Below are 15,744 nucleotides of genomic sequence, written 5' to 3' on the forward strand. Positions count from 1 at the left end.
GCAGGCTCAGGTGCGGGGCAAGAAAGCTACGCCGACGGATGCGACTGAGAGGTTCACCACAAAATCATGGTGAGTGACCTGCTGGGTCTAAGCTTGAACCCATGACTCTTGAGTTTTCAGAACTGGGTCTTGCCCCGGATTTCGTTGATTACGTGCAGGGCTGGGACCTACAGCGCGAGATCCACAACAAAGTTGTTGCCGGCGAGAAAAACAGCACCGTCCTGCTCCTTGAGCACTCCGCCGTCTACACGGCAGGCAAACTCACCGAGGACCACGAACGCCCCTTTGATGGCACCCCCGTGGTCCCCGTGGATCGTGGTGGGAAGTTAACGTGGCACGGCCCGGGACAACTCATCGCCTATCCGATCCTCAAGCTCAAGAACCGCGCGGGAATCCGGGACTATGTCGAGCGGCTCGAAGCCACCATGATCGCCGTCATGACGGACTACGGAATCCCGGCAGTCACCGTGAAGGGCCGGGCAGGCGTATGGATCCTCGCCGATGACAAGGGACCGGACCGCAAGATTGCCGCGATCGGCATCCGCGTCCTTGACGGTGTCACCATGCATGGTGTCGCCATCAATTGCAGCAACGACCTCGCGCCGTATGCGCAGATCATCGCGTGCGGAATCACCGACGCCAGTGTCACCACCATGTCGCTGGAGACTGGCCGGACCATCGACCCGGCAGACATCGTTGACCGCTTCGTGGAAGAGTTCCGCAAGCATGAAGAAGCACTCGTTTCCACCCCAGAAGGAGCACTCCAGTGACCCTGGCACCTGAAGGCCGTAAGTTGCTGCGCGTTGAGCAGCGTAACTCGGCTGTCCCGGTTGAACGCAAGCCCGAGTGGATCAAGGCCAAGGTCCAGATGGGGCCGGAGTTCGTCGGGTTGAAGAACCTGGTGAAGAAGGAAGGCCTGCACACGGTTTGTGAAGAGGCCGGCTGCCCGAACATTTTCGAGTGCTGGGAAGACAAGGAAGCGACGTTCCTGATCGGCGGGTCCGAATGCACCCGGCGCTGTGATTTCTGCCAGATCGATACCGGCAAACCCTCCCCGGTGGACATGTTCGAACCCACCAAGGTGGCCCGCTCCGTGCAGGCCATGCAGCTGCGCTACGCCACGGTCACCGGCGTGGCCCGTGATGACCTCGCCGATGAAGGTGTCTGGCTGTACGCCGAAACGGTCCGCAAGATCCACGAACTGAACCCGGGCACCGGGGTGGAGTTGCTGATCCCGGACTTCTCCGGCAAACCCGAACACATCGCCGCGATCTGCGATTCCAAGCCCGAGGTATTCGCGCACAACGTCGAGACCGTGCCCCGGATCTTCAAGCGGATCCGCCCGGCGTTCCGGTACGAACGTTCCCTGGATGTCGTCACGCAGGGCCGGGATCTGGGCATGGTGACCAAGTCCAACCTGATCCTGGGCATGGGCGAAACCCGCGAGGAAATCTCCGAAGCCCTGCGGGACCTGCACGCGGCCGGGTGTGATTTGATCACGATCACCCAGTACCTGCGCCCCTCCGAACGGCACCTGCCCGTGGATCGGTGGGTCAAGCCCCAGGAATTCGTGGACCTCCAGCACGAGGCCGAAGAAATCGGCTTCCTCGGTGTCATGTCCGGTCCCCTGGTCCGCTCCTCGTACCGGGCCGGACGTTTGTGGGCCACCGCAATGCGCAAGAAAGGCTGGGAAATCCCGCCGCCCTGGCCCACATCGAGTCCTCCGGCACCACCCGCCAGGAAGCCTCCACCATCCTCGCCGCCCACGCCTAAACCCGGGTCGGCAAACACTTCACCAGCAATACCATGAAGCAACACCGAAGGGCCGGATGCCAAGCGTAATGGCGTCCGGTCCTTCGGCGTCCATCACGTAGAATTAAGGCACTATGGCGAATTCCTCTGATTCCAGCAAATCGACCCCCTCGGCCGACGCCCCCAAGCGTGGGCTGTTCCAGCGCAAGCCCAAGGAAGCCAAGGCCAAGAAGCCGAGCCAGCTGAAGCAGATCGCTGAAGTCTTCAAGATGACGCGGCGCAATGATCCCCAGGTTGTGTGGATCATGTTGCTGGCATTCCTGGCGGTAGTTGCCGTGGCCTTCCTCGTCGGCTACCTCCTGGAAAACTGGGTTACCGGCCTCATTATCGGTATTCCGCTGGGTCTCCTGGCCGCCGTTTTCATCCTCTCCCGTCGCGCAGAGAAGGCTGCCTTCGCGCAGATCGAGAACCAACCTGGTGCTTCCGGCGCGGCCTTGGGTACTCTACGTCGCGGCTGGGTCACCCAGGACCAGCCTGTCGCGGTTAACCCGCGCACTCAGGACGCCGTGTTCATGGCAATTGGCCGTCCCGGCGTCGTTTTGGTCAGTGAAGGTCCCACGCATCGCGTAAAGCCGTTGGTGGAAGCGGAGCGCAAGCGCCTCACGCGCATCCTGCCCAACGTCACCATCCACGTCCTGGAATCCGGTCGCGGCGAGGGCCAGGTGCCTTTGAACAAACTCGCCAAGACCATGGGCAAGATGAAGAACGAACTCACCAAGGTGGAGGTCAACGCTGTGTCCAAGCGCATCAACTCCCTTGGTACCCGCCTGCCGATCCCCAAGGGCATCGACCCCTACAAGGCCCGCCCGGACCGCAAGGCTGCACGCGGACGCTGATTGTCCGCAGGTGCTGATTGCCCCACAAAAAAACCGCCCCTGTCTCGAAGGAGACAGGGGCGGTTTTTATTGGTCCATGCTTTTTATTGATGCTTGCTTGCTATGGGGTTGGTTCCAACCGGTGAGGACTGAAGACGCTACATCCGAATGAGGATGGTGTTCATGGCTTTATCGTGAAGTCCACGCTGATCCGGATCAAAGATGACGGCGGGGATAACCAGGCAGAGGAGCAAGGTACGCACCACAGCGGCCAGGGGGCCGGCGGGACCTCCGCCCAAGCGGACCACATGAATGCCGGCAATCCTGTGGCCGATGCTGTACCCAAGGGTGCCGATCAGGAGAATCTGCTCCGCGGCAAAAATTGCGAGCGTTGCCCATTGGTCGCCGCCAAATGCGAAGTTGCTGATAACCAGGGCAATCGTCCAGTCGATCACGATAGCAAGGATTCGTCGTCCGGCCCGTGCCATCGAGCCTGGTCCGGCCTCAGGAAGGCCGAGTCTCTCGCCCGGGTATTTGGAGATGCCGGACGTATCCGGCCCGCTCAGCCAGGAACCTATGTCTTTTCGATCAACCACCCTCCAAGCCTAACGGCTGGCGGACGGACAGTCCGACGACGAAGGCCGCCTTTCGCGCCTTCCTCTGGGCATATATTGCGCGAAAGTGTTCGCCCACTGGACCCGCGTGGACCTGACACCGGAAAGCCGACTACCGTTTACACAACAGATCATTCTGTAACCTGCCCGAAACAATACTGACACTCCCGGGAAATCCCATCTCCCTAAGGTGGTATGAGTTGCTAGCCACCGCGGCAAGGGGAATTTTTTGTGTCTCCGGGCCTCCGGCATGGGCTGGCTCACGCGGCCTTCCGGGCCTGTTACTTGATATGCATAAGGAGCATAGATGTTCAAGACTGCGGACGAAGTCCTCAAGTTCATCAAAGACGAAGACGTCAAATTCGTCGATATCCGCTTCACCGACCTTCCGGGCGTCCAGCAGCACTTCAATGTGCCGGCAAAGAGCGTAGACCACGACTTCTTCGTGAACGGTCAGCTCTTCGACGGATCTTCGATCCGCGGCTTCCAGGGCATCGCTGAATCCGACATGCAGCTCATCCCGGATGTGACCTCGGCTTTCATCGACACATTCCGCATTGAGAAGACGCTTGCGCTGAACTTCTCCATCGTGAACCCCCGCACGGGCGACCCCTACCACCGCGACCCCCGTGGCGTAGCGGAGAAGGCTGAAGCGTACCTGGCTTCCACCGGTATTGCGGACACTGCATTCTTTGCCCCCGAGGCCGAGTTCTTCGTCTTCGACAACATCCAGTACCAGTCCTCCCCGCAGGGCAGCTTCTACAAGATCGACTCTGAAGAAGCCCACTGGAACACCGGCCGCAAGGAAGAGGGCGGAAACCTCGGCTACAAGACCCCCGTCAAGGGCGGTTACTTCCCGGTTTCCCCCACCGACAAGCAGGCCGACCTCCGCGACGCTATGTGCGTTGAACTGGACAAGGCCGGCCTTGAGGTCGAGCGTTCCCACCACGAAGTTGGCTCCGCCGGCCAGGCAGAGATCAACTACAAGTTCACCACGCTGACTGCAGCTGCTGACGACCTCCAGAAGTTCAAGTACGTCATCAAGAACACTGCAGACGCATGGGGCAAGTCCGTAACCTTCATGCCGAAGCCGGTCTTCGGTGACAACGGCTCGGGCATGCACTGCCACCAGTCGCTCTGGAGCAACGGCGACCCGCTGTTCTACGACGAAAAGGGCTACGCTGGCCTCTCCGACACCGCTCGCTGGTACATCGGCGGCCTGCTGAAGCACTCCTCAGCAGTCCTCGCGTTCACCAACCCGACGGTCAACTCGTACCGCCGCCTGGTCAAGGGCTTCGAAGCTCCCGTCAACATGGTGTACTCGCAGGGCAACCGCTCTGCTGGTATCCGTATCCCCATCACGGGCTCCAACCCGAAGGCCAAGCGCATCGAATTCCGCGCTCCGGACCCCTCCTCCAACCCGTACCTGGCCTTCGCTGCCCAGCTGATGGCCGGCATTGACGGCATCCGCAACCGCATCGAGCCCCCGGCTCCCATCGACAAGGACCTCTACGAGCTCCCGGCCGAGGAAGCGAAGGACATCCCCAAGGCTCCGGGTTCCCTGGAAGAAGCCCTTGAGGCCCTGCGCGAGGACAACGAGTTCCTGCAGGCTGGCGGCGTCTTCACCCAGGACCTGATCGATACGTGGATCGAATACAAGTACGAGAATGAGATTCGCCCGCTGTCACTGCGCCCGAACCCTTACGAGTTCGAGCTCTACTACGGCGTCTAGCAACACCGGCGGCTAAACCACGTTTAGTCTGCACAGAACCCTGCGGGGTCCCGGTTAAGAAAGGCCGGCAACAGGTTTTACCTGTTGCCGGCCTTCTTTTTTGCTGCCGCCGCCCGAGTCAGCAAGACCCGCAAGGCTCCGGCGAACCAGAGCTGTGGCGAACTGCGATCTATTCGGATTCCTTGCCCTGATCACGGTCCCGGATGTTTTTTCCGAACTCGTCCAGCTTCTCCCTGACGGCCTTCGCGGCATCCGCAAGGCCCTTTTCCGCTGTGCTCAGGGGATCCAATTGAAGGTAGACGTGCTGATCGATCGGGAGATCGTACTCGTCCTTCAAATGCGTGCCGCCGGAAACGCCATCGAGCGACAAATATACAAGCGCCTCAGTTCTTGCGATGCCCGCGATCGTCCCGAAGACAACCGTGAAATCGTTGGGCTGAAAGCTAATGGATTGACCCACGTGGCGGCGATCCAACTCTCCAGCAGGAATGGCCTTCTCAAACGAACTTCCGTTGTATTCCATGTACTTCTCCTAAGCATCGAGAGTAGTTACGGAATCGAGTCTATAAGGCTTTTCAACGGACGAACCAGCACCTTGCCTTGGTCTTTAGTGCCTGGTTTTCGGGACTTCTCCATGTTGTTGTGGTGCTGCGCAGTCCGCGCAAAACACCCGATCGGTTTCTTCGCCGCAGCACTGACAGCGGTGAACCAGTGCCGCTTGTTCAATCACATAGGTTGTCATAGCAAATATGGTGCCTACCCAGGGCAGGTCAGGGCACGAGTAGTGTGTACTCGTTTTTCACCCTTCCGGCACAGCCAACTACTTGGTTTCGAAAAGGCCCTGCGCTCCCCCATCATCTTGCCGCCACTCGGCGTCAGTAAAAGTGGCGAAACAGCGCCGGCACGCATAGACGTCGCCGCGGCCATGCCTGGAAGACCAGTGCGGCCCCGCCTGCTCACACCGGAAGCACGACGCATCTGAGAAGGGTGCCCCCTCCGAATCCCGCCTGACTGTCACGCGAGAATCCTAAGGGACACCATGCCCGGACGAACAGACCCCAAGGGACCCCCGACGCTGGTCGCCCGGACTGGTCCTACTGTTTCCCGAACTTTTTATGTACCGCCTGCTTGGTCACGCCGAGGCAAAGTGCGATTGCCTCCCACGACAAACCGGACTGCCTGGCTGCGCGTACAAGGGAAGCCTCAGCCCTGCCAACTTCCTTGTGAAGTTCAGCTACGGCATACAGCGCCTCCGCGGGCCCCATGCCGTCCATCGATCCAACAAGTGTTTTCATCCTGTCCACCTCCATGGCGTCAACCATAGTTGACGCCATGATCGTCGTCAACGTTCGTTGACACCAGTTTCTCCGGAGGACGAAACGTGGGCATCCTCGAAGGCCTTGTACATGATGCGTTGAGGGCCGGAGTTGCCGTCGAGGTAGCGGCCGGCGTCCACAAAGCCAGCTTTTGTATAGGCTGCAATGCCTGCGGGGTTGCGCTCGTTGACGGAAAGCACGACGCCGGACTGGCCGCCAGCGTGCCTGGCCGTCAGTTTGCGGGCCTCCTCCACTGCGGCCTCAGCAGCCAGCGCGCCGAGCCCCCGCCCCTGGCATTTCGAGTCGATGAGGAATCCCCTGAGAAGCCACACCGAATCGTCATCCTGCCATCCCGCGAGGCTGGCGGCGCCGGATTGGAGGGTCAGGACTCCCACACCCGCCCCTTCGGCCTCGATCACGTAGGGCAACCGGGACTCCTCTTCGAGGCTGATCAGCATCATGCGCAGGGGGTCCCCCACGAAATCACGCTGCGCTTGCTCCACCGCCATTTCCGCCACCGCGCCCAACTGAATTGCGCGCGCGTCATCGTCCAGCAGCTTGAGCGGAATAAGCCAGATACTCATCACCAGCCGGCCTCAGTTACCGTAGAACTCTTTTTCGAAGACAGCCCGGGCACGGCGGCTAAGGCGCAGGTAGTCCTCCTCGAACTGTCCTGCGGCCCCGGGCGCGTAGCCACACCAACGCGCCACAGCTTCAAGATCCCTCCGTGACGATGGAAGTACATCCGAGGCCCGGCCTGTCACGATGACGTTTGCCGAGCGGATACGGCTGGCGAGCTTCCATGCCTCCCGCAAGAGTCCGGCGTCGTCCTTGCCAACAAGCCCAAGGGTCTCGGCCGCGGCAAGTGCCCCCAACGTGGACGTAGTGCGCAATGCAGGCTGCTTGCCCGCATGCTGCAACTGGATGAGCTGGACAAGCCATTCAACATCACTCAATCCACCCCGGCCAAGCTTCACGTGGCGGGCGGGATCAGCGCCACGAGGCAGCCGCTCCGATTCCACGCGCGCCTTGATGCGCCTGATTTCCCTGACATCCTGTTCGGAGAGCTCTGCCGGGTAGCGGATGGGATCAATAAGCTGAAGGAAATCCGCTCCCAGGTCGTCTGAACCTGCCATGGGACGCGCCCGCAGCAGTGCCTGCGCTTCCCAGATCAGCGACCACCGGCGGTAGTACTCGGCATAGGACTCCAAAGACCGGACCATGGTGCCGTTCTTGCCTTCGGGCCGCAGGTCTGCGTCCACCATCAACACCCGCTCGGCCATGATGGCGGGCTTGAGCGGTTGGGTAAGGAGGCTGGAGACTTTGGCGACTATCGCCGTCGCCTGTTCCTGCGCTTCCTCATCGGTGAATCCGGGCCGGGCACGATGAACGTACATGACGTCGGCGTCTGAGCCGTAGCCGATCTCACGGCCACCCTGCCGGCCCATCGCCACCACCAGAACCTCGGTTTTCAGGGGATGGGACTGGGTAGCGATGGCTTCGGCCACATGCAGGGCTCCGAGCACGGCCGCCCGGTCTGTTTCGGCCAACGCCAGTCCCACGGCGTCCTGGTCAAGCAAACCGGCACTATCGGCAATCGCGGTCCGCAGAATCTCCCGGCGACGGATCAACCGGATGAGGCGCATGGCACTCTCCGGATCCGGGTGCCGGGACAATTTGGACCGGATTTCCTGCCATTGCGCCTCAAAGGGAATCGGAGCCAGGTCCTTGTCGCTGCCAAGCCAGGCCACGGACTCTGGTGAGACTTCCAGGAGGTCCGAAATGAGCCGGGAATTGGCAAGTACCTGGCAGAGGCGTTCGGCTGCCGCTTGGGAATCACGAAGCATCCCCAAATACCAGTGCGTGGTGCCCAACGTTTCGCTGACCCTTCGGAACGCCAGGAGCCCGGCGTCGGGATCCACGCCTTCGGCAAGCCAGCCAAGAAGAATGGGCAACAGCTGCCGCTGCAGTGCCGCCCGCCGGCTTACACCGGCAGTCAGCGCCTCAATGTGACGCATTGCACCCTTGGGATCGAGGTAGCCGAGGGCGGCCAGACGGCCCTGGGCTGCTTCCGGGCTCAGTTTGGCGTCTTCGCTGCTGAGTTTCGCGGCGGTGTTGAGCAGCGGCCGGTAGAAAATACGCTCGTGCAGTTCCCGAACGGACCGTTTGGTCTTCTGCCAGGTGGCCATCAGCTGGTCTGGATGGGGGCGTTCAAGCGAGAAAGGCCCCAGGACAGCCTTCGCCAGCACCCGCTGCGCATCTTCCGCCACTGGCATGAGGTGAGTCCGGCGCAGCTGGAACAATTGAATCCGGTGCTCCAGAAGCCGAAGGTAGCGATACGCGTTGTCGAAACCGGCGGCATCGGCACGTCCGATGTAGCCGCCGGCGGACAGTGCCGCGATGGCCGAGGTGGTATCGCGGCAGCGAAGAGACTCGTCCGATTTGCCGTGAACCAGCTGCAACAACTGCACAGTGAATTCGACGTCGCGCAGCCCGCCACGCCCAAGTTTGATCTGCCGCTGTTCCTCGGCGGCCGGAATGTAGTCCGTGACCCGGCGCCTCATTGCCTGGACGGATTCGACGAAGCCATCACGGCCTGCGGAAGCCCACACGAGTGGTTCCACTGCCTTTTCATAGCGCTGGCCCAGTTCCCGGTCGCCGGCAATCGTACGGGCCTTCAGCAACGCCTGGAATTCCCAGCTCTCAGCCCATCGGGCGTAGTAGCTCAGGTGTGAGGGGAGGGTCCGCACCAACGGCCCGGATTTTCCTTCCGGGCGAAGGTTGGGGTCCACTTCCCACAAACCCGGCTCAGGCGCGGATGAGGAAATCGCCCGCGAGATGCCGGACGCCAGGGCGGTCCCGATGGTCGCGGCGCGGGCGTCGTCCAGGTCCTCTGCCTCGATGACGTAAATGACGTCGACGTCGGAAATGTAGTTAAGTTCGCGGGCACCACATTTGCCCATGCCAATGACTGCGAGTCCGACGTCGGCCACCTCGGAGGCATCGAACTGGGCGGCCGCCTCGGCCCGGGAAACGGCAAGGGCAGCTTCAATGGCGGCACCAGCGAGATCGGCGAGCTCTGCACCCACGGCGGGCATGAAGTCCTGCGGCGACGCAGCGCAGAGATCCTTAATGGCAAGCTCCGTTAGCCCGCGGCGGTACGCCGTCCGCAAGGCCGCATACGCCGGAAGCCCCGTCAACCCAGCCACTGGACGCTGCGCGCCTGGCTCTGCCTTGACCGAACGAAGAAGCAGGGACCTGAGCTCTTCGCTTGATGCCGGGAGTGGCTCCGGACTTACCCGGGCATGAAAAACGTCCAGATGCTCCGGCCTGCGCATGAGGAACTCACCCAGCGCCTCCGATGCCCCCAACAGCCGGTACAGGGATTCGCTCGTGTCCGGGTCAGCGCCCGCCAACTTCTTGAGGCCGGGATTCTTCTCAATCAGCCGGACGAGTGATTGCAACGCGGTATCCGGGCTCGCCGCCAAGGAGAGCCCGGCGAACAGGGCATCCTGTTCGATGCCTTCCAGTTCCGGGGCAGCAAGAAAACGCTCGCCCTTTTCCAGGTCACTGAATCCGGCTGAGATGAGCCGACGTGCAAGGCTCATTGGCCCTGCCTACAGAATGCCGAGGTTGCGCTGCAGCTCGTACGGCGTGACCTGGAGGCGGTAGTCCTGCCATTCCGCGCGCTTATTGCGCAGGAAGTGTTCGAAGACCTGCTCACCCAGGATCTGGGCCACCAGCTCCGATTCCTCCATGGCACGGATGGCATCGTGGAGGCTGGCCGGCAGCGGAGCGTGGCCCATGGCTTTGCGCTCTGCGGTGGTCAGCGACCAAACGTCGTCTTCGGCAGCTGCCGGAAGTTCGTAGCCTTCCTCGATACCCTTCAAACCGGCACCCAAAAGGACGGCATAGGCCAGGTACGGGTTGGTTGCGGAGTCGATGCCGCGGTACTCGATGCGCGCCGACTGGCCCTTGCCGGGCTTGTACAACGGCACGCGCACCAGAGCGGAGCGGTTGTTGTGGCCCCAGCTCAGGTAGCTCGGTGCTTCACCGCCGCCCCAGAGCCGCTTATAGGAGTTGACGAACTGGTTGGTGACCGCCGTGAATTCGGGAGCGTGCTTGAGGATACCGGCAATGAATTGGCGGGCCGTCTTGGACAGCTGGAACTCCGCGCCGGCCTCAAAGAACGCGTTGGTATCGCCCTCGAAGAGGGAGAAGTGTGTGTGCATTCCTGAGCCGGGGTGGTCCGTAAACGGCTTGGGCATGAACGTTGCATACGTGCCCTGCTGCAGGGCAACTTCCTTGATGACCGTGCGGAACGTCATGATGTTGTCCGCAGTCTGCAGGGCATCCGCGTAACGCAAGTCAATCTCATTCTGGCCCGGGCCGCCTTCGTGGTGGCTGAACTCCACGGAGATCCCGACTGATTCCAGCATGGTCACCGCTGTACGCCGGAAGTCCTGCGCAACACCACCAGGGACGTGGTCGAAGTAGCCGCCTTCGTCAACGGGGACCGGGGCACCATTGGGCCCAAGCTCCTTCGACTTCAGCAGGTAGAACTCGATTTCAGGGTGCGTGTAGCAGGTGAAACCCATATCCGCGGCCTTGGCAAGGGTCCGCTTGAGGACGTTTCGGGGATCTGCTGCTGAGGGTTCCCCGTCCGGCGTCAAGACATCACAGAACATCCTGGATGTTTGCTCGGTCTCACCACGCCAAGGCAGGATCTGGAAGGTTGAGGGGTCAGGCTGTGCCAGCATGTCCGACTCAAAAACCCGCGCAAGGCCCTCGATCGCTGAACCATCGAATCCCAGCCCCTCTTCGAAGGCACCTTCAACTTCTGCCGGCGCCAGAGCCACCGACTTCAGTGAACCCACGACGTCGGTGAACCACAAGCGTACGAAGCGCACGTCACGCTCTTCGATCGTCCGCAGAACGAACTCTTGCTGGCGGTCCATAGGGCCTCTTTTCCGGTTCGGTGTCCATGCCGCAGTTCCCATCATTGAAGCCACGGCAGCTCAGACTTCACTCTACTAAGCATTCGGTGGGAATGCCGCCGCAGTAGCTGCGCGTAACACAGCGTTTACAAACAGTGACGCTTGGCACACTGCTGGCAGGCGTCGTCGGCACGGCTTAGGCTCTATCCATGGCCCCAAGCAACCTTCCTGAGTCCACCACGCCCGCCGAAGTCCCCGCGCCCTATGGCAACGGTCCCGCGGCGGCAGTCCCGGCACCGTCAGCGGGCGCCAAGAAGCAGCTCAGCAGGGTGCGCATCCATCACCTTCAGCAGGCCAAGGACAACGGCGAGCACTTCGCCATGCTCACCGCCTACGAGCAATACACCGCTGAGATCTTCGACCAAGCCGGGATCGAAGTCCTCCTGGTGGGCGATTCTGCCTCAAACAACGTCTTCGGCAACGAGACCAGCCTTCCCGTCACTGTGGACGAGCTGCTGCCTCTGTGCCGGGCGGTAAGCCGTTCAGCCAAGCGCGCCCTGGTCCTGGCGGACCTGCCCTTTGGCAGCTACGAGGTTTCAGCCGAGCAGGCAGTCGCCACCGGCGTCCGCTTCCTCAAGGAGGGATTGGCCCACGCGGTCAAGATCGAAGGCTCTGCCTACTATGCGGAGACTGTGAAGGCCATGGTCCAGGCGGGCATTCCTGTCATGGCCCACATTGGATTCACTCCCCAGAGTGAACATTCCCTGGGTGGCTACCGGGTCCAGGGCAGGGGCGATGACGCCCAGCGGCTGATCGAGGACGCAGTGGCCTTGCAGGATGCGGGCGCCTTCAGCGTCCTCATGGAAATGGTGCCCGCGGATACTGCTGCTGCCGTCGATGCCGCGTTGCGTGTACCGACTGTAGGCATCGGAGCGGGCAAGAGCACCACCGGCCAAGTGCTGGTCTGGCAAGATATGGCCGGACTCCGAGGGGGCAAGATGGCGAAATTCGTCAAGCAGTATGCAGACCTTCGCACGACGCTCACGGATGCCGCCGCCGCCTTTGGAGAGGACGTCAGGTCCGGGGAATTCCCCGGACCCGAGCATTCCTTCTAGCTAAGTCAGGGGCGCCTTAGTCGTCGTCCTGGGCGTCCCAGGCATCGTTGCGTTGCTTGACCTTTTCCAGCGCGTGCTCGGCTTCTTCCCTGGTCTTGTAGGGGCCAATCAGCTGCGTCCAATCGGACATGGCGTCCTCTTCGATCTCATGCGTCTTGACGTTGTACCAGTACTCCGTCACGTCTCCTCCTCGTCCCGCTTGCCCTCAAACGCGTAACGTTGGCGTCAGTCACGTGGGCCCAGCCGCGCTTTGTTACTTGCGTCTCTTGTGTGCCTTATATGATCAATCTATGCCTTCTCTTGCTTCGACCGCACCCATCGGCACGCTCACTCCGGGATTCATCAGCCCTGAACGGCCCGTCCCGGCGTCGATCCCCCGTCCCGAGTACGTCGGCAAGAAGGCACCCAGCAAGTTCACCGGCTCCGAAGTGAAGTCAGCGGAGACCATCGAGAAGATCCGTATCGCCAGCAGGATTGCTGCCCAGGCCATCGTTGAAGTTGGCAAGCACATCCAGCCCGGCGTGACGACGGACCAGTTGGACAAGATTGGCCATGAGTTCCTTGTGGACCACAATGCCTACCCATCCACGCTGGGCTACCGTGGCTTCCCGAAGTCCCTCTGCTCTTCCCTCAATGAAGTTATCTGCCACGGCATCCCTGATTCCACGGTGGTTCAGGATGGGGACATCCTGAACATTGACATCACCGCATTCATCGGCGGAGTGCATGGAGATACCAATTACACTTTCCTGGTTGGCGACGTGGACGAGGAATCCCGTTTGCTGGTTGAGCGTACGCAGGAGTCGCTCAACCGGGCCATCAAGGCCGTGGCCCCCGGCCGCGAAATCAACGTAATCGGCCGCGCGATCCAGTCCTACGCCAAGCGCTTCGGCTATGGCGTGGTGCGGGACTTCACTGGCCACGGTGTTGGTGAGGCGTTCCACACGGGCCTCATCATTCCGCATTACGACGCAGCCCCGGCGTACAACACCGTGATCGAGGCAGGCATGGTCTTCACCATCGAACCCATGCTGACCCTTGGCACGATCGATTGGGATATGTGGTCCGACGACTGGACGGTTGTTACCAGGGACCACAAGCGCACGGCCCAATTCGAGCACACCCTGCTGGTCACCGAGACCGGCGCGGAAATCCTGACCCTTCCCTAGCTTTCCGGAAGGTCCATCGCAGCCCCGGGCGGCTGCGCCATGCCCACCCCTCCTGCCATGATCGGAATTGCATTGTCCAAGAAGGATGAGAAGACCCACAAGAACGCTCCGCTGATCGGAATCGACATCGGCGGCACGGGCATCAAAGGCGGCATCGTCGACCTCAAGAAGGGCAAGCTGATCGGCGAACGCTTCCGGGTTCCCACGCCGCAGCCGGCCACCCCCGAAGCAGTTGCCGAAGTTGTGGCCCAGATCGTCGAAGAACTTTCCAGCCGCCCCGACGCCCCTGCCGCGGATTCCCCTGTGGGTGTCACCTTCCCGGGCATCATCCAGCACGGTGTGGTCAACTCAGCCGCAAATGTGGACAAGTCCTGGCTGGGCACCGACATCGACAAAAAGTTTACCGACCGTCTGGGCCGTCCCGTCGAAGTCATCAACGATGCCGACGCCGCGGGCCTCGCAGAGGCCCGCTATGGCGCCGGCGAGGGCGTGGACGGCACCGTCCTCGTCATCACGCTTGGCACGGGAATCGGCTCCGCCTTCATCTTCAACGGTCAATTGGTTCCCAACGCCGAGCTCGGCCACCTTGAGGTGGACGGATTCGACGCCGAAACCAAGGCCTCAGCCGTGGCCCGCGAACGCGATGGCTTGAGCTGGGACGAGTACGGCGTCCTGCTCAACCGCTACCTGCAGCACGTCGAGTTCCTGTTCTCCCCCGAACTTTTCATTATTGGCGGCGGCATCTCCAAGCGCTCGGATGAATACTTCCCGCACCTGGAATTGCGCACCAACATTGTCACCGCCAAGTTGAAGAACGACGCCGGCATCGTGGGCGCCGCACTTGAGGTCGCCTTGCACCACAAACTCGCCAAGTAGCCGCGAAGTGACTGTGGACAACGACGCCATAGCTGGAATCGCAATCGTCACGGGTGCCAGCCGCGGAATTGGCGCGGCAGTTGCAAACGCGGCGGCACGTTCCGGCTATGGCGTCGTGGTCAACTACTCCCTGGATGCTGAGGGTGCTGATGCGGTGGTGAAGGACATCCAGGCACAAGGGGGCAAGGCGGTGGCCGTGCAGGGCGACGTCAGCCAGCCCGCCGACGTCGGGCGTCTGTTCGACGCAGCCGCAGCTTGGGGCCCCGTAACAGCGGTCATCAACAATGCGGCCATTACGGGCAACCTGATTGGAACGCTGGCCGAGGTGCCTGCCGAGACAGTGCAGCGCGTCATGGATGTGAACGTCGCCGGCATGATCTTCATGTGCCAGGAAGCAGTCCGAAGACTATCTACCGACCACGGCGGTTCGGGTGGTTCCATCATCAACATTTCCTCGACAGCAACAAAGGCCGGTTCCCCCGGGACATGGGTTCACTACGCGGCGTCGAAAGGTGCCGTGGACGTTTTGACCGTGGGCCTGGCAGCGGAAGTGGCAAAGCAGGGCATTCGTGTCAACGCTGTGGCTCCCGGCAGCACCAACACCGGACTCCACGCAGCTGCAGGAATGCCCGACCGCGTAGAGCGACTCAATCCAACCATTCCCATGGGCCGGGGCGCTGAACCTGACGAGGTGGCAGCAGCTGTGATGTGGTTAATGTCCGGCGAGGCCGGCTACATTACTGGAGCAGTCCTCCCCGTATCCGGCGGCCGCTAGAGCTGGCTTTTCTCGGAACCTTTGGCTTCCTTGGCCCCGGCTATGGCTTGCGTCCCGGCTTTGGCGTGGGCTTGGGCCTCATGCCGTAGCAAGGATATTGCGGATTCGAAGTCTTCGAGCGACTCAAATGCTTGATAGACGCTCGCGAACCGCAGGTATGCCACCTCATCCAGTTTCCGCAACGGACCGAGAATGGCCAGGCCTACTTCGTGGGCGTCGATTTCAGCGGCACCCGAAGAACGGATGTTTTCCTCGACTTCCTGCGCCAGCATGGCGAGATCGTCTTCGGTGACAGGACGGCCTTGGCACGCTTTCCGCACACCGCTGATGACTTTGATGCGGCTGAACGGCTCCCCGACTCCTGAACGCTTGATGACGGACAGGCTGGTGGTTTCCACCGTGGTGAAGCGTCGCCCGCACTCAGGGCATTGCCGGCGGCGCCGGATGGAAGTTCCGTCGTCAGCCATGCGGCTATCAACGACGCGCGAGTCAGGATTCCGGCAGAACGGACAGTACACGCTGGGCCTCCCCTGATCAGCTCCGGCCCGCGTCCTTCCGGCCGGGAGCCGAAAACGCAAAGGTG

At 61.6% G+C, this 15,744-nt stretch carries 15 protein-coding genes and 1 pseudogene; 8 read left to right on the plus strand and 8 right to left on the minus strand.

The features are described 5' to 3' along the window. Nucleotides 1-101 precede the first annotated feature (101 nt). The 3 genes and pseudogenes from lipB (at nt 102) to ACTAQJ_RS07630 (ending at nt 2,648) form a co-directional block, all read left to right on the plus strand. Nucleotides 102-770 carry a lipoyl(octanoyl) transferase LipB gene (gene lipB, locus ACTAQJ_RS07620; RefSeq protein ID WP_498701601.1) on the plus strand — a complete coding sequence of 223 codons (669 nt, stop codon included), beginning with the start codon at nt 102-104 and terminating at the stop codon, nt 768-770. Beyond that, nucleotides 767-1,773: pseudogene (lipA, locus tag ACTAQJ_RS07625) on the plus strand (lipoyl synthase). The gene lipB and the pseudogene lipA overlap by 4 nt, the downstream one beginning before the upstream one ends. Nucleotides 1,774-1,886: 113 nt before the next feature. Then, complete coding sequence (locus tag ACTAQJ_RS07630) at nt 1,887-2,648, plus strand: DUF4191 domain-containing protein (RefSeq protein ID WP_431119694.1); 762 nt, start codon at nt 1,887-1,889, stop codon at nt 2,646-2,648. A gap of 137 nt (nt 2,649-2,785) precedes the next feature. On the opposite strand, the gene ACTAQJ_RS07635 is transcribed toward ACTAQJ_RS07630, so the two are convergent. Then, nucleotides 2,786-3,223, minus strand: coding sequence for an RDD family protein (locus ACTAQJ_RS07635; RefSeq protein ID WP_431119692.1), 438 nt, complete (start codon nt 3,221-3,223; stop codon nt 2,786-2,788). A gap of 325 nt (nt 3,224-3,548) precedes the next feature. Here ACTAQJ_RS07635 and glnA point away from each other — a divergent pair, with 325 nt between their 5' ends. Continuing rightward, on the plus strand, nt 3,549-4,973 hold the full coding sequence (glnA, locus tag ACTAQJ_RS07640) for a type I glutamate--ammonia ligase (protein ID WP_431119690.1): 1,425 nt from the start codon (nt 3,549-3,551) through the stop codon (nt 4,971-4,973). A 169-nt stretch (nt 4,974-5,142) separates the two neighbouring features. Here glnA and ACTAQJ_RS07645 read toward each other — a convergent pair whose 3' ends face one another. From ACTAQJ_RS07645 to ACTAQJ_RS07665, 5 genes are all read right to left on the minus strand, one after another. Further along, nucleotides 5,143-5,496, minus strand: coding sequence for a hypothetical protein (locus ACTAQJ_RS07645; RefSeq protein WP_224089577.1), 354 nt, complete (start codon nt 5,494-5,496; stop codon nt 5,143-5,145). A gap of 571 nt (nt 5,497-6,067) precedes the next feature. After that, the gene (locus ACTAQJ_RS07650; protein ID WP_498701602.1) at nt 6,068-6,268 is read right to left on the minus strand and encodes an AsnC family protein; all 201 of its coding nucleotides are present in this window, start codon (nt 6,266-6,268) and stop codon (nt 6,068-6,070) included. Nucleotides 6,269-6,315: 47 nt separating this feature from the next. Then, nucleotides 6,316-6,873 (minus strand): GNAT family N-acetyltransferase, encoded by a 558-nt coding sequence (locus ACTAQJ_RS07655; protein WP_431119688.1) that lies wholly within the window; start codon nt 6,871-6,873, stop codon nt 6,316-6,318. A 12-nt stretch (nt 6,874-6,885) separates the two neighbouring features. Next, the gene (locus ACTAQJ_RS07660; protein WP_498701603.1) at nt 6,886-9,897 is read right to left on the minus strand and encodes a bifunctional [glutamine synthetase] adenylyltransferase/[glutamine synthetase]-adenylyl-L-tyrosine phosphorylase; all 3,012 of its coding nucleotides are present in this window, start codon (nt 9,895-9,897) and stop codon (nt 6,886-6,888) included. 9 nt (nt 9,898-9,906) lie between these two features. Further along, nucleotides 9,907-11,247: a glutamine synthetase family protein gene (locus tag ACTAQJ_RS07665; protein ID WP_224089573.1), complete on the minus strand. Its 1,341-nt coding sequence runs from the start codon at nt 11,245-11,247 to the stop codon at nt 9,907-9,909. A gap of 188 nt (nt 11,248-11,435) precedes the next feature. On the opposite strand from ACTAQJ_RS07665, the gene panB reads away from it, so the two are divergent. After that, a complete protein-coding gene (gene panB, locus ACTAQJ_RS07670) occupies nt 11,436-12,341 on the plus strand; it encodes a 3-methyl-2-oxobutanoate hydroxymethyltransferase (protein ID WP_498701604.1) in 906 nt (301 codons plus the stop codon). Nucleotides 12,342-12,357: 16 nt separating this feature from the next. Here the strand turns inward: panB and ACTAQJ_RS07675 are convergent, their stop codons facing one another. Next, entirely contained in the window at nt 12,358-12,522 is a 165-nt protein-coding gene (locus tag ACTAQJ_RS07675) for an SPOR domain-containing protein (protein ID WP_216922998.1), read from the minus strand. Nucleotides 12,523-12,631: 109 nt separating this feature from the next. On the opposite strand from ACTAQJ_RS07675, the gene map reads away from it, so the two are divergent. The 3 genes from map (at nt 12,632) to ACTAQJ_RS07690 (ending at nt 15,161) form a co-directional block, all read left to right on the plus strand. Beyond that, nucleotides 12,632-13,510, plus strand: a complete 879-nt coding sequence (gene map, locus ACTAQJ_RS07680; protein WP_431119683.1) for a type I methionyl aminopeptidase — start codon at nt 12,632-12,634, stop codon at nt 13,508-13,510. 72 nt (nt 13,511-13,582) lie between these two features. Further along, entirely contained in the window at nt 13,583-14,386 is an 804-nt protein-coding gene (gene ppgK / locus ACTAQJ_RS07685) for a polyphosphate--glucose phosphotransferase (protein WP_431120183.1), read from the plus strand. Nucleotides 14,387-14,393: 7 nt separating this feature from the next. After that, a complete protein-coding gene (locus ACTAQJ_RS07690; protein WP_498701605.1) occupies nt 14,394-15,161 on the plus strand; it encodes an SDR family oxidoreductase in 768 nt (255 codons plus the stop codon). Here the strand turns inward: ACTAQJ_RS07690 and nrdR are convergent. Beyond that, entirely contained in the window at nt 15,158-15,679 is a 522-nt protein-coding gene (nrdR, locus tag ACTAQJ_RS07695) for a transcriptional regulator NrdR (RefSeq protein WP_431119681.1), read from the minus strand. The genes ACTAQJ_RS07690 and nrdR overlap by 4 nt on opposite strands. Between the last annotated feature and the right edge of the window lie 65 nt (nt 15,680-15,744).

It is taken from the genome of Arthrobacter sp. alpha11c (assembly GCF_054149985.1).